The sequence below is a fragment of the Streptomyces sp. CNH287 genome (genome assembly GCF_000424825.1).
The window spans coordinates 53,443-66,635 of sequence record NZ_AUKQ01000013.1; the positions used below are offsets into that span (position 1 = coordinate 53,443).

Annotated in this window: 13 protein-coding genes; 7 read left to right on the top strand and 6 right to left on the bottom strand. The window is 71.1% G+C overall.

Annotated features, from left to right (window positions below):
- The first annotated feature begins 220 nt into the window (after positions 1–220).
- Complete coding sequence (locus H299_RS0114250; RefSeq protein ID WP_027748950.1) at positions 221–991, top strand: DUF5324 family protein; 771 nt, start codon at positions 221–223, stop codon at positions 989–991.
- Positions 992–1,152: 161 nt separating this feature from the next.
- Here H299_RS0114250 and H299_RS0114255 read toward each other — a convergent pair whose 3' ends face one another.
- On the bottom strand, positions 1,153–1,569 hold the full coding sequence (locus H299_RS0114255; RefSeq protein ID WP_027748951.1) for a winged helix-turn-helix transcriptional regulator: 417 nt from the start codon (positions 1,567–1,569) through the stop codon (positions 1,153–1,155).
- Positions 1,570–1,685: 116 nt separating this feature from the next.
- Here H299_RS0114255 and H299_RS0114260 point away from each other — a divergent pair, with 116 nt between their 5' ends.
- The 4 genes from H299_RS0114260 to H299_RS0114275 all read left to right on the top strand — a co-directional run bounded on the left by H299_RS0114260 (position 1,686) and on the right by H299_RS0114275 (position 5,542).
- Positions 1,686–2,249, top strand: a complete 564-nt coding sequence (locus H299_RS0114260; RefSeq protein ID WP_078512738.1) for an SRPBCC domain-containing protein — start codon at positions 1,686–1,688, stop codon at positions 2,247–2,249.
- A gap of 168 nt (positions 2,250–2,417) precedes the next feature.
- Positions 2,418–2,981, top strand: coding sequence for an NAD(P)H-dependent oxidoreductase (locus tag H299_RS0114265; RefSeq protein WP_027748953.1), 564 nt, complete (start codon positions 2,418–2,420; stop codon positions 2,979–2,981).
- Between the two features lie 732 nt (positions 2,982–3,713).
- Positions 3,714–4,238 (top strand): YceI family protein, encoded by a 525-nt coding sequence (locus H299_RS0114270; protein ID WP_027748954.1) that lies wholly within the window; start codon positions 3,714–3,716, stop codon positions 4,236–4,238.
- Between the two features lie 368 nt (positions 4,239–4,606).
- Positions 4,607–5,542 carry an aromatic prenyltransferase gene (locus H299_RS0114275; RefSeq protein WP_027748955.1) on the top strand — a complete coding sequence of 312 codons (936 nt, stop codon included), beginning with the start codon at positions 4,607–4,609 and terminating at the stop codon, positions 5,540–5,542.
- 54 nt (positions 5,543–5,596) lie between these two features.
- On the opposite strand, the gene H299_RS0114280 is transcribed toward H299_RS0114275, so the two are convergent.
- Entirely contained in the window at positions 5,597–7,171 is a 1,575-nt protein-coding gene (locus H299_RS0114280) for a penicillin-binding transpeptidase domain-containing protein (protein WP_037759106.1), read from the bottom strand.
- Positions 7,172–7,399: 228 nt separating this feature from the next.
- Between H299_RS0114280 and H299_RS0114285 the strand changes: the two genes are divergently transcribed.
- Positions 7,400–8,320, top strand: coding sequence for a LysR family transcriptional regulator (locus H299_RS0114285; protein WP_027748957.1), 921 nt, complete (start codon positions 7,400–7,402; stop codon positions 8,318–8,320).
- Positions 8,317–9,231, top strand: a complete 915-nt coding sequence (locus H299_RS0114290) for a serine hydrolase (protein WP_027748958.1) — start codon at positions 8,317–8,319, stop codon at positions 9,229–9,231. Before H299_RS0114285 ends, H299_RS0114290 begins: the two co-directional genes overlap by 4 nt.
- A 103-nt stretch (positions 9,232–9,334) precedes the next feature.
- On the opposite strand, the gene H299_RS0114295 is transcribed toward H299_RS0114290, so the two are convergent.
- From H299_RS0114295 to H299_RS0114310, 4 genes are all read right to left on the bottom strand, one after another.
- The gene (locus H299_RS0114295; RefSeq protein ID WP_027748959.1) at positions 9,335–10,249 is read right to left on the bottom strand and encodes a GNAT family N-acetyltransferase; all 915 of its coding nucleotides are present in this window, start codon (positions 10,247–10,249) and stop codon (positions 9,335–9,337) included.
- 259 nt (positions 10,250–10,508) lie between these two features.
- Entirely contained in the window at positions 10,509–11,126 is a 618-nt protein-coding gene (vanX, locus tag H299_RS0114300) for a D-Ala-D-Ala dipeptidase VanX (protein WP_027748960.1), read from the bottom strand.
- On the bottom strand, positions 11,123–12,163 hold the full coding sequence (gene vanA, locus H299_RS0114305) for a D-alanine--(R)-lactate ligase (protein WP_027748961.1): 1,041 nt from the start codon (positions 12,161–12,163) through the stop codon (positions 11,123–11,125). The genes vanX and vanA overlap by 4 nt, the downstream gene beginning before the upstream one ends.
- On the bottom strand, positions 12,156–13,133 hold the full coding sequence (locus H299_RS0114310) for a D-isomer specific 2-hydroxyacid dehydrogenase family protein (RefSeq protein ID WP_027748962.1): 978 nt from the start codon (positions 13,131–13,133) through the stop codon (positions 12,156–12,158). Before H299_RS0114310 ends, vanA begins: the two co-directional genes overlap by 8 nt.
- Positions 13,134–13,193 lie beyond the last annotated feature (60 nt).

Below are 13,193 nucleotides of genomic sequence, written 5' to 3' on the forward strand. Positions count from 1 at the left end.
CAGTGTGCGTTGACCCGCCCGAGTCTCCCACGGACGGCTGCGGGGGCCCGCCCCGCGTGACCCGGATGCCGGTGCGTACGTGCCCGGTACGCACCGGCCAGGCATGATCTGGGCAACGAGTGGAACGCGAGACAGTGAGTCTTCTCGGAGGGGCCCCCTCCGAACCGTCCGGCTCCGGAAACATGACCGGGCCGGGCACACGAACGAGGAGGAGGAATCCGTGACCCGCATCGACAGCGCACGCGCCGCGGCCGACAGTGCCAGGGAGAGTGTGCGGCACGCCGCCGAGGCGGCGGCGCCCTACGCGGAGACCGCCAGGGAGACCGCCTCGCACTACGCGCACGAGGCCGGGGCGCGGCTGGGCCCCAAGGTCTCCACCGCGGCCCGGCAGGCCCGCTGCGCCGCGCGCGAGAACTACAGCGCGCACGTCTCCCCCCGGCTGTCCAAGGCCCGGGAGGCCCTGCCCCCCGAGGTGGACCGCTCCGCCACCCGCGCGGCCCGCAGCACCCGCCGGGCCGCCCGGCAGGCCGCCGACTACGCCGTGCCGCGCGCCACCAGCGCCCTCGCCGAGGCCCGTACGGCGGCCGGCCCGGCCCGGGACGAGGCACGGGCCCGCAGTGCCGCCGCCCTGGCGGCGCTGCGCGGCGAGGTGACCCCCCGCGAGATCGAGCAGCTGGCGCGGCACCGCGAGCGCCGGGCGCGCCGGGGCCGGGTGGCCCGGCGGCTCGGGCTGATCGGGCTGGTGGCGGGCGGCGCGTACGTCGCGTGGCGCTGGTGGGACCGGCAGGCGAACCCGGACTGGCTGGTCGAGCCGCCGCCCGCGACCGAGCTCGGCGAGCGCTCGACGCTCAGCTCCGTGGACGGCTCGGTGGTGGCCGCCGCAGCGCATGAGGACGGCGGCGCCGACGCGCTCGACCCGGAGGTCGAGGCGAAGCAGGCGGAGGCGGAGGCCGGGCCGGAGACCGGGGAGCCGGACGACGAGAAGCGGTGACAGCGGCGGCGGCCACCAAGTGAGGCGGCGGTGCGGGGTCCCGGGCTCCCGCACCGCCGCCTACCCGCGCGGGTGCTGCGGCCCCGGCGGCCCGCCCTGCGGGGGCCGCCGGGGGCGAGCGCTGCGCGGCGGCCGGGCTCTCCTGCCGCAGGGGCCGGGAATCAGCGCAGCCGTCCGGCCCGCCGGCCTGCTGCTTCGAACTCGGTCCGGTTCTGGATGACCTCCGCCTGGTGCTCCCGGACCCAGTGCACGATGCCTTCCACCTGGCCGCTGAGCGACCGGCCCAGCGGTGTGAGGGCGTACTCGACGCGGGGTGGGACTTCCGCGTAGGCCGTCCTCGTCACCAGGCCGTCCTTGGTCAGAAGCCGCAAGGTCTGGCTGAGCATCCTCTGCGAGATGCCTGCCACTTGTTCGTACAGCGCGGTGAAGCGCAGCGGCCCGGGCCCGAGCGCGGTGATCACCAGGACGGTCCATTTGTCTCCCACACGGGCGAGTACGTCCCGCACGAGTTCGATGGTCTCGATGCATTCCGGGGCGACTCCCCTGGCCACGAGATCAGAACGGAGGGCTGCGTCCATACGATTCTTCCTCCCGCGTACGCAAGTGACGTCAAAGTGCGTGTCCCCGCGCCGGACTAATCCACGGGAGCAGGCCGTTTCCTACTGATCGTAACTTGCACACAGGAGGAACAGTCATGACCAAGGACCGAGACCGCGCAGTACAGGAGACCCATGACGCGCCGCCCGAGCCGGCTCCCGATGGCGTCCTGCACGACACGTTCACGGTGACGCTACGCCTCTCCGTCTCCCCCGCCGAGGTGTTCCGTGCGTTCGCCGATTCCGGCCTCCGGCGGCGGTGGTTCAAGCTGCCTGGCCGCGGAGCAACGTACGAACACGACTTCCGCGTCGGCGCCGGTGAGACCGCGTACAGCACCTTCACCACTCTCGATACGCCCCCGCAGCAGCTCAAGTACTGGTCACGGTATATCGATATCACCCCAGATGCCCGAATTGTTTACGTGTATGAGGCTCACGTCGACGAAGTGCTGCGCTGGACCTCCCTGGCGACCGTAGAGCTGCATGCCGAGGCGAACGGGACCGAACTCACCTGGACGGAGCAGGTGGCGTTCGTCGCGCCGACAGGCGACGGAAGCGACGACCTACTGCATGTACGCGGCGGGACACGGCTGCGGTTGAACGGCCTCGTGGTGGCCCTCGAGTCACCCGACGCGCCGAGCGGGACAACCTCGCACAGGTGACAGACACCCCCCAGGTCCACGCCGGCGAGATTCCTCCCTGAAGATGCGTGACTGACTTCAAAGTGCGTCACGAGATGCCGGGGCCAGCCCTGCGCATGCAGTTCATACTGACAGTAAGTTTTGGCGTGCCCACGCGCCCTTCCCCCTCACCACGACATGGAGACGTGTATGACCAGAATCGGGATCATCCTTGGCACCACCCGCCCCGGCCGCGTCGGACCTCAGGTCGCGCAGTGGATCGAGAAGACGGCCAGGTCACGCGAGGACGCCGAGTTCGAACTCGTCGACCTCGCCGACTACGACCTGCCCTTGTTCGACGAGCCACGGTCCCCGCTGATGGGCGCATACGAACATGCCCACACCCGCGCCTGGAGCGCCCGGGTCGCCGAACTTGACGGGTTCGTATTCGTCACCCCCGAATACAACCGGTCCATCCCGTCGGCGCTCAAGAACGCCATCGACTTCCTCTACAGCGAGTGGAACAACAAAGCCGCCGGCTTCGTCGCGTACGGCAGCAACGTCAGTGGCGCCCGCGCCGTGGAACACCTGCGACTCATCGCCGGAGCGCTGCAACTGGCAACCGTGCGCACCCAGGTCAACCTGTCGCTCGTGACCGACTTCGAGAAATTCACGACGTTCAAGCCTGCCGAGCGCCACGACGATGCGCTCCAGCAGATGTTCACCGAAGTGATCGCCTGGACCAACGCGCTCGCACCGCTGCGCCAAGCCTGAACCCTGGGACCTGTCCGACGGGTGGTCAGGTAAGCGAGAACCGCGGGGCAGGTGCTCGTGCCGGCCCGCCCCGAGAAGCAGGACGCCCCCCGATGGCCTTCGTCGACCACGGAAGCGGCGGGAGCGGGCGGCCGGTGCCCGGCCTGCTCCCGCCGGGCACGCGAGCAGCACCACCCCCGGCCGGAACCGTGTAACCCCGGAACGGCCCGCCGAAGAAGCTGGCGACCCTCACGGAAGACCGCCCCTGGAGCCCGGCCGACGGGTAATCTCCGGCGGGCGCCCTGCGGGCACCGATTGGCCGAATTTCTCCTCGGGTTTCGGGGAACACCCAGCACATAGCCATGATCCAGTTATCCTGGCGAGATTCGGCGGGTGCCGCGCAAACGACGGAATTCCCCATTCCGAATCTTCCCCCGACGCTTCCCGGGAAGCTCCCGGTGCGCTCCTCGGCCACACCTCGACGGCGGTTTCCCGCCGCGCGCAAGCGGCCCGCAGACACCCGCACTTAAGCTGCCCGACAGCTCAACTCGCCTACCTGGCAAGTGACTTCGTTGCGGGTATGCTGAGCCACGCGGCCTCCGTACACGCCAACGGTCGCCCGATGCCGCAGCGATGATGACGACCCGGCAGGCCCGTGCCGCGCGGTCGCCGGGCGCCGTTGCCGGTGCCGGATATCGGTGCGACGATGCGGGCCGTTCGCGTCCACATCACCGATAAGGAGTGCTCATCACTATGCCCACGCAGGTCGACATTCCCGGATACGCTGCCGGCACCTGGGTGATCGACACCGGCCGCTCCGAGGTGTCTTTCCACATCCGCCAATTCGCCATCTCCACCGTGCACGGCCGATTCGAGGACTTCGAGGGCACGATCGTGACCGCGGAGAACCCGCTGGAGTCGTCGGTGAAGGCGGTCATCAAGACCGCGTCGGTGAACACCAAGAGCAAGGCCCGCGACAAGCACCTCCGCCAGGAGGACCTGCTGAGCGCCGAGGAACACCCCTCGATGACCTTCAACTCCACGGGCGTACGCGCCGAGGGCGGCAAGTTCTTCCTCGACGGCGACCTCACGGTGCGCGGCGTCACCCAGCAGGTCACCCTGGACCTGGAGTTGCACCAGGTGGAGGGGGAGCCGCTGACCGGGTTCTCGGCCTCCACCCAGATCAGCCGCACGGCGTTCGGCGTCAAGGGCGGCGCGGCCGGAGCCGTCGTCAGCGACACGGTCAAGATCACGCTCGACATCAAGGCCACCCGGTAGGCACGGCCACCGGCGGCCGTCCGCGGGCGGCTGCCGCCAGCGGCACGAACGCCGGCCGGGCGTGACGGTTCTCCCCCACCCGGCAGCCCGGCCCCGCCGTCGCGGCGGGGCCGGCAGTGCATTTCAGCGGTCCGGGCACTCCCGGAATACGCAATTCCCTTTCTCGGTGCCGATCTCCCGGGAAACCTGCGCCCACCAGCGATCCTGGTCGCGCCCCTGGTCAGAAACTCCGTTCGCACGGCGGCGGCGATCTCCATGAATAGGCCATTCAAGCTAGCCGGAGCGGGGAACGCACGTTATGGTTCCGCCAAGTTGGGTCACGGGATTCCTGGTGCAAACAAGCACGCAGGTTGAAACTTGGAGGAAGCATGTACGGGGGCACAGAAGTGGAAGAAGTGTATTCCGCTCTGGAGAAATCAGCCGGGCTCGTCGGCGTACCCTGCAATCGTGACAAGGTCTGGCCGGCCCTGAGCACGTATCAGGACGCACTCGGCGAAGCCGTCATTGTTTTCAGCGTGGCGACCGACGAACGCCACGCGGGGGAGCTGGACTACACCATTACGGTGCCCACCGGAGGCGCGGACCCGTACGCGCTCGCGCTGGCGAAGGGCCTCACCCCGGAGACGGACCACCCCGTCGGCACGCTGCTCGCCGGCGTCCAGGAGCGCTGCCCGGTGGCCGGGTACGCCGTCGACTGCGGGGTCGTCGGCGGCTTCAAGAAGATCTACTCGTTCTTCCCCCAGGATGACCTGCAAGGACTGGCGAAGCTCGCCGAGATCCCGTCCATGCCGCGCGCGCTGGCCGAGAACGCCGCGCTCTTCGCCCGGCACGGTCTGGACCACAAGGTCACCATGCTCGGCATCGACTACCAGCGCGAATCGGTGAACCTCTACTTTGGCAAGCTCCCCGAGGAATGCCTCCAGCCGGACTCCATCCGCGCGATCCTCCGCGACATCGGACTGCCGGAACCGACCGAGCCGATGCTGGAGTTCGCCCGGAAATCATTCGCCATCTACGTCACCCTCAGCTGGGACGCGGCGAAGGTCGAGCGCATCTGCTTCGCCGTTCCGCCGGGCCGCGACCTGATAACTCTTGACCCGTCGGCGCTACCGGCCCGTATTGCACCGGAAATCGAGCACTTCGCGAGAAATTCTCCGTACGCGTACCCCGGCGACCGCATGCTCGTCTACGGCGTCACGTGGTCGCCCGAGGAGGAGTACTACAAGCTCGGGTCCTACTACCAATTGCCCGTGCAGACGCGGAAACTCCTGGTCGCCTTCGACAGCGTCAAGGACCAGGAATAGCGCCTGCGAGCAGCTTCAGGCCGAGCCGGTCCCGGCCCGGCCTGCGGCCGCCGTTCAGCGGTTCAGGTGGCGCAGGAACCGCGCGGCCACGGGGCCCGCGTCGGCGCCGCCGGAGCCGCCGTCCTCCAGGAGCACCGACCAGGCGAGGTCGGAGTCGCCCTGGTAGCCGATCATCCAGGCGTGCGTGCGCGGGGGATCGTCGTCGCCGAACTCGGCGGTTCCGGTCTTCGCGTGCGGCTCCCCGGGCAGATCACTGAGCGCGTCGGCGGACCCGAAGGTCACGGTGGCGCGCATCAGCTCGCGGAGCCTGTCGGCGACCTCACCGTCCAGGGCCGCCGGGGCCCGGTGCTTCTTCTGCACCGCGTCCGGCACCAGCACCGGCTGCTGAAACGTTCCGTTCTTCACGGTGGCCGCCATCGACGCCATCACCATCGGCGAGGCCAGCACGCGGCCCTGGCCGATGGTGGCGGCGGCCTTGTCGTTGTCACTCGTGTTGACGGGGACGCTGCCGTCGTAGGTCGTCGCACCCACGTCCCAGCTGCCGCCGAAGCCGAACGCCTGGGACGCGTCGCGCAGGGCGGTGTCGGTGAGCCGGTCGCGGGCGTTGACGAAGTAGGTGTTGCAGGACTGCGTGAAGACGTCTCCGAAGGTCGAACCGGCGGGCAGCGTGAACTGGTCCTGGTTCTCGAACCGCTGCCCGTCCACACGCGCGAACTTCGGGCAGGGTGCGGGGGTGTCGGGCCGTACGCCGCCCTTCAGGAGCGCCGCCGCGGTGACGACCTTGAAGGTGGAGCCGGGCGGATAGCGCCCCTCCAGCGCGCGGTTGAGGCCGCTGGGCCGGTTGACGGCGGCGAGGACGTGGCCATTGCGCGGGTCGACGGCCACCAGGGACGCGTTGCCCTCCAGCCCCTTCAGCGCCTCGGCCGCCGCCTGCTGGACGCGCGGATCGATGGTGGTGCGGACCGGCCGGCCCTCGGTCTTCGCCTCCGTGCCGAGGTCCTTCACGGCGCGCCCGCTCCGCCGGTCCGCGACCACCAGCGACTTCCCCGCCTTCCGGCCGCCGGACAGAACGTCGTCGTAGCGGGCCTCCAGGCCGGAGGTGCCCTTCCCGCTGACGGGGTCGACGGTGCCGACGAGGCTGGCCGCCTGCAGCGGGTCGCCGTCGGCGTCGAGAACCTTCGCCCGCCCGTCGCCGCTCTTGAGCGCGAGTGTCTGCCCCGGCTTCAGCTCCGGATGGATCATCGGCGAGGTGAACTCGACCTTCCACTTTCCCGACGTGCGGAGCACCTGCGCCCGGGAGCGCCAGGTGAGGTCGCCGGCGCCCGGCACCCGCATGGTGACGGTGAAGGGGAACTCCACCTCCCCCTCGCCCTCCTTGCGGCCCTCGCCCTCGACGATCGTCGTCTTGCCGGGCTTGAGGTTGGCCAGCACGGAGGCCAGAAGCGACGCGGCGTTCCGCGGTGTGTCGGTGTAGCTCGCCGCCTTGGGCGCATCATGCCCGGCCCACGCGGCGAGGAACGCCTCCAGCGGCTGCCGGGCGGACGTCACCTGCGCGTCCTCCTCTCCCGCGTCGTCGCCCCCGAGGCCGAAGGCGGCGTACCCGCCTCCCGCCAGCAGGAGCAGCGTCATGACGATGCCGAGCACGCGCCCGCGCCGCCGCGGCCGGTGCACGGCGGGACTGTTCGCTCTGCCGTTACGCGTCACGGTGCTCTCCGTTTCCGAATCGTGCCTGATCAGCACGGGGGAGAGGGCCCCCGCCGCCTGCTGGGAGTCAAACCCGCCCGCGGGTGCATGTCGAATATGCTCTCGGCATCCGACTGATTCGTGATGCGTATCGATGCACGCCAGGGGGACGGATTGCTGACAGAACGGCATCTCGAAATCTTCGTCGCGCTGGCGGAGGAGGAGCACTTCGGAGCCGCGGCCCAGCGGGTGGGGATCACCCAGCCCCCGCTGTCGCAGGGCCTGCGGCGCCTGGAGGACCTGCTCGGCGTCCAGCTGTTCGTCCGCGCACGCGGGGTGTCCCTCACCGAGGAGGGAGCGCTGCTGCTGCCGCATGCCCGCCGGGCTCTGGCCGCGCTCGCGGAACTCCGGGAGACCGGAGCCCGCGAGCACGCCGACGGCCGCCGACTGCGGCTGGGGCTGGCCCCCGAGGTGCCGACGGCGCTCGCGGCCGATGTGGCCGCCGCACCCGTACGGGCCGGTGAGCGCACCCGGATCGGCATGGTGACGGCGTCGACCGCCGCGCTGCTCGGTGACCTGGCTGCCGGGCGGCTCGACCTCGCCGTGATCCGGCACCCGTCCGTGCTGCACGGCCTCGCCGCCGGCCCGGTCGTCCTGCTGCCGACCTGGCTGCTCGCGCCCGCCGGCCTCGGCGGCTCCGGCACCGGGTCCTCGCCCGCCGCCCCGCCGCCGGAAACACCGCCGCCTGCCGCGCGCCCGCCCCGGCTGCCCGTCGCCGTACGTCCGCGCGCCGAGGCGCCCGCGGCGTACGACCTCTTCCTCGACACCCTGGCCAGCCGTGGCCGCCGGGTCGAGACCGTGGTGGTCTCCGACGAGCGCGCCGGTCTCGCGCTGGTGGCGGCGGGCCAGGCGGTGCTGATCACGGCGGACGAGGCGCTGACGGCCTCCGGGGTCGAGCGGCGTACGGCGGCGGACCCGCCGCTCCCCCTGCGGCTGCGGGTGGCCTGGGACCCGCGGCGCCCGGGGGCGGAGGAGACCGCGCGCACGGCGCGGCTGCTGGAGGACGCGCTGGCCCGAGGGGTGGTGGCACCGTGAGCGGCACGCGACGCGGCAGCGGGGTGGAGCGCACGATCCGCGGCATGTTCGACGACGCGGGCGTGCGCGGCTGGCTACAGGTCGCGGACCTGCACCGCCCGTCGGCCCAGGTCGCCATCGAACCCGACGCGCAGCTGCCCATGGGCTCCGTCTACAAGGTGCCGCTGGCAGTCGCCTTCTGCCGCCTCGCCGACGCGGGCCGGCTCGACCCGCGCCGCAGGATCACCCTGGAGCCCGGCGAGCGCGTGCCCGGTCCGACCGGCGTCTCCGTCCTGCACGACGCTGTCACGCTGTCGCTGCGCGACATGGTGGTGCTGATGATGACCATTTCCGACAACACCTCGGCCGACGCCGTCCTGCGGGCCGTCGGCCCGGGCACCGTCGACGCCGTCTGCCGCGAGCTGGGGCTGCCCGACACCCACATCCGCGGGGGCGTCGTCAGCACGTTCCACCGGCTGGTCGCCGACACGGGCGCCCCTTCGCTGGACGCGGCCCTGGCGCGCGTCGCGGACAACGACACCGTCGTGCCCGCGGGGGTGTACGACCCGGCGTACGAGGCGTCCACCACACCTTCGGACATGACCCGGCTCCTGCGGGCGATCTGGACCGGGGAGGCCGCCTCCGGCGACCGCTGCGCCTTCCTCCGCGAGGTGATGCGCCGGCAGCCGTGGGCGCATCGGCTCGGCTCCGGGTTCCCGTACGACGACGTCACCGTGTACGGCAAGACCGGCACCTTCGGTGCGATGCGCCACGAGGCGGGCGTTGTCGAACTGGCGGACGGCAGCGCCTACACGGCGGTGGTCTTCACCCAGGCGGCCCGGTCCGACACCAAGCTGCCGCGCGCGGACGCGGTGATCGGCGCCGCGGCCCGGGCCGCCGTGGAGGAACTGCGCGGCAGCGAGGGCACCTGACCCTCCCGGGGCCGCCCGCCGGGCGGCGTACCGGCTCCGGCGCGCAGGGCGGCGCGACTCGCGGGTGCCGACTCCGTGGGGGAGCGGGGCGCGGTCGCGGCCGCTACCGCGGGCGGTGCTCCCAGCCGCGGTCCGTGCGGGCCAGTTCACGGAACCCCGCAGCGGTGAGGCGGTCGATCGCGGTCCGGTCGGTGGCCGACTCGTAGGCGAGGAGGCGGTTGGCGCCGCACAGGCGCAGCCAGTCAGCGGCCTCGGCCAGCAGCCGGTGCTCCACTCCCCGCTCCGGGTGAGCGGGGTCGACGTGCAGATTGCCGATGTCGGCGAAACCCGCGGCCCGTATGTGGCGTTCGGGACGGCCCAGGGCCGTGTCGACCTCGATGAAGCCGAGAGCGTGCCCGTCGGCGTGCGCCGTGAAGCGGGTGCCGCACTCCCCCAGGGTGCGGTCGAAGGTGACACCGGGACGCGGCTCGGGCCGGGGCAGGTCAGCCACGTGCGCGATCAGCAGCACCTCCGTGTCCCCGGTGTGCCGGAATTCCGCGCGTTCGTACAGGGCACGCACATGGGGCCAGGTCCGCGGCAATCCGTAGACGGCCGGGGCGGGCAGGGCTCCGTCGGCGTACCGGACGCGGACTCTCCAGCGGGCGAGCTGCGCCAGACAGGCGGTCATCAGCCCCTCTGCAGCCTCCTCCGCGTCCGGCCAGAAGGAGGCCGGCGGGCGGCACACGAACCACTGGATCTCACCGGCGTCCCGGTAGTCAGGGCCGACCTCGTCGTCGGCTCGGTAGCGCAGCAGCTGGGCCGCGGCGACGACGTGCCGGCGCTGCTCGGCGACGAGCGTGACCCGCTCGCTCACCCACGGTTCGGTGATGAACTCGTCCGGCCGCCGCTCCAGGTCGCTGAGCACGGTGTTGACGGAGACGGAGACGCCGGGGACGACAGCGCCGACGTGCATGTTGACGAGTTCGGTCAGCTGGTCGCGGTCGTCACGGCGGAAGGGTCGTACCTCGGGCGCGGACATGCGGGACCTCCAGGGGCAGGATGATGAGCTGGAGACCGCCACGCATTGCGGTACAGGCCCACAGTACGCCGACGGCCGCGACGCGCATCCGCCGGTACGTGGCCTCGGCCGGCCCACCGTCCCGTTGCCCGGCTCCGCCCGGCTTCTGCCCTCCCGCCCAGGTGAACACCGCACGAGTGAAAGGGAGTTCCCGGGTGTCGCTTGCCCGCCCCAGCCGGGTCCCCACGGCCCACGGCCCACGGACCCCGCCCCGAAGCGCCTACGGGGCGGTCCCGACGGGAAAATCGAAGTAAGTGTCCGGATACGGCTCGCCGTTGAGCGTGTAGTGCCACCACTCGCTCTCGTACGCGCGGAAGTCGCACGCCTCCATGACGGCCCGGAGGTGCTGCCGGTTCGCCGCCGCGAGCGGTGCGATCCCTTCCGCTCCGTGGTGCGAGAGGGAATCCATCAGGTCGTGGTCCCCGCCCATGGGGGCGAGTTCGCCGGTGGCCAGGGAGTAGAGCGTCAGATCGACGGTACTGCCGCGGCTGTGGCCCGACTTGGCGGCCACGTAACCCCTGTCGAACATCTCGGCCCGGCCGATGTTCGGATAGTGCCGCGACTTCCTGCGGCCGTCCTCCGGCTGCTCCGACCAGCGCAGGAAGCAGTCGACGGCGCGCTGCGGGCGGTAGCCGTCCCACAGGAGCAGCCCGAAGCCGCGCGCCGCCGCCGCCTCGCGCGCACGCGCCAGAGCCGCGCACAGCGCCCGCGTACCGACCACCCGGTTCGCCAGATAGCCGTCCACCGGTTTGCCGGTGAAGTTGTCCCACGTGGCGTACTTGGCGTCCCAGCGTATTCCGGCGGCGCACTCGTCGACGAAGACGAAATCCTCCTTCATCGGCTCTTCCCGGTCAGCGCCAGCGAGACCGTGCGGTCGATGACTTCGGCGAGCGGCAGCCCCGCAGCCGCCATCATCCGCGGATAGCGGCTGTACGAGGTCAGCCCCGGCAGGGTGTTGACCTCGTTGAGTACCACCTCCCCGTCCCACGTGAGGAACAGGTCCACCCGCGCCAGCCCGCTGCATCCCAGGGCGCGGTAGACGGTTTTGGCGGTCTCCTGCACGAGCGCGCGCGACTCCGCGCTGATGTCGGCGGGAACGATCGCCGTCGAGTTCTCCGAACCGGCCTCCGGATCGTCCTCCTGATGGATTCTGAAGAATCCGTGCGTCAGGTCGATGCGGTCCGCCTCACCCGTGATCAGGTCCGGACCGTTCCCCAGCAGGGCGCACCCGATCTCGCGGCCGACGACCGCCTCCTCGATCAGCACCTTCGCGTCGTACCGCCGCGCGTCCTCCACCGCGGACGGCAGTTCCGCCGCCCGGGAGACCTTGGTGACGCCGAAGGACGACCCCGAGCGGGCCGGCTTGACGAAGACCGGATAGGTGAGCCCGTCGGCGTCGATGTGCTCGTCCGCCGTGACGGTCCGGAAGTTCGGCGTGGCCACCCCCGCGCTGCCGGCGACGAGATAGGTGAGGGACTTGTCCATGCACACGGCGGAGCTGGGGACGTCGCAGCCCGCGTAGGGGATGCCGGACAGCTCCAGCAGCCCCTGCATCGCGCCGTCCTCGCCGAGCGTGCCGTGCAGCACGGGCAGCACGACGTCCAGCCGGACCTCCTCCCAGCGCCCCCGCTCCCGGACGAGCAGCCCGTGCACGCCGCTGTCCGGTGACAGCACGGCCGGACGGAACTCGCCGCTCTCCCAGTCCGCGGCGGGCCCGTCGCACAGCCGCCACGCACCGCTCCGCGTGATCCCGAGGTAGAAGGGTTCGTACTTCCCGGTGTCCAGGTGCCGGGCGACCTCGCGCGCGGATTTCACGGATACGGGGTGCTCCTCGGAACGGCCCCCGAAAACTATTCCGACCTTCAGCCTATCCATGCTCGTTCCCGTTCTCGAATTTCACGCAGTTGATGAGGGAGTTCTCCACGGTGTCGCGCAGCGCGTGGTCCGTGTAATAGGCGGTGTGCGGACTGATGAGCACGTTCGGCAGCTCGTGCAGCCGCATCAGCGGGCCGCGTTCCGGCGGCTTTTCCCGGCGGTCGGCGTAGAAGACTCCTTCCTCGCCCTCCAGGACGTCCAGCGCCGCGCCGCCCAGCCGGCCGCTCTCCAGTTCCCGCACCAGGGCCTCGGTGTCGACGAGCGCCCCGCGCCCGGTGTTCACGACCAGCGCGCCGTGCTTCATCCGCGCCAGGCGCCGCCGGTCCAGCAGGTGCCGGGTGTCCGCGTCCAGCGGCAGATGGAGCGTGACCAGGTCGCTCCGCTCCAGCAGTTCGTCGAGGGGGACCTGTTCGGCGGCGGTGCGAGGACGGCTGTCGTGTGCCAGGACGCGGCAGCCGAATCCGCGCAGCCGCTCCATGACCGCCGCGCCGATGCGCCCGGTACCGACCACCCCGACGGTCAGGTCGCGCAGCTCTCTGCCGCGCACCGCGCCCAGCCGGTAGTCGTGCGCATCCACGCGGCGGATGACGGATTTCGCGTCACGCAGCGCCATCAGCATCAGCATCAGCGTGTAGTCGGCCACGCTGTCCGGCGAATACGTGACGTTCCCGACCGAGATGCCGACGCTCTCCGCGTATTCCACGTCGATGTGGTTGTACCCGATACTCCGCGTCGAGATATACGCCAGTCCGGCTCGGGCGAGCGCCCGCAGAGTGGCGTTCGTGAGCCGCGTCTTGTGCCCGACACTGATGCACCGGCCGCCGGCGGCCAGTTCGATATTCTCTTCGGAGACCGGCGCCTGGGTGAGGGCCGGAGTCACGCCGAACCGCGGCGCCGACTCCCGGAAGAGAACGGCCTCGTCCGGGCCGCACCCGTAGACGGCGATGCGCACCGTTTCGCTGTGGGTCATGGCCGCAGTCAAGGCGGCGAGCTGTTGCCGGAACGTATGGGGATTTCGATACGCCGGCGA

Bases quoted from the DNA above. Each gene is read 5' to 3' on its own strand.
- H299_RS0114255 (WP_027748951.1), bottom strand. From the start codon at position 1,569: ATGGACGCAGCCCTCCGTTCTGATCTCGTGGCCAGGGGAGTCGCCCCG.
- H299_RS0114260 (WP_078512738.1), top strand. From the start codon at position 1,686: ATGACCAAGGACCGAGACCGCGCAGTACAGGAGACCCATGACGCGCCG.
- H299_RS0114265 (WP_027748953.1), top strand. From the start codon at position 2,418: ATGACCAGAATCGGGATCATCCTTGGCACCACCCGCCCCGGCCGCGTC.
- H299_RS0114270 (WP_027748954.1), top strand. From the start codon at position 3,714: ATGCCCACGCAGGTCGACATTCCCGGATACGCTGCCGGCACCTGGGTG.
- H299_RS0114275 (WP_027748955.1), top strand. From the start codon at position 4,607: ATGTACGGGGGCACAGAAGTGGAAGAAGTGTATTCCGCTCTGGAGAAA.
- H299_RS0114280 (WP_037759106.1), bottom strand. From the start codon at position 7,171: ATGACGCTGCTCCTGCTGGCGGGAGGCGGGTACGCCGCCTTCGGCCTC.
- H299_RS0114295 (WP_027748959.1), bottom strand. From the start codon at position 10,249: ATGTCCGCGCCCGAGGTACGACCCTTCCGCCGTGACGACCGCGACCAG.
- vanX (WP_027748960.1), bottom strand. From the start codon at position 11,126: ATGAAGGAGGATTTCGTCTTCGTCGACGAGTGCGCCGCCGGAATACGC.
- vanA (WP_027748961.1), bottom strand. From the start codon at position 12,163: ATGGATAGGCTGAAGGTCGGAATAGTTTTCGGGGGCCGTTCCGAGGAG.
- H299_RS0114310 (WP_027748962.1), bottom strand. From the start codon at position 13,133: ATGACCCACAGCGAAACGGTGCGCATCGCCGTCTACGGGTGCGGCCCG.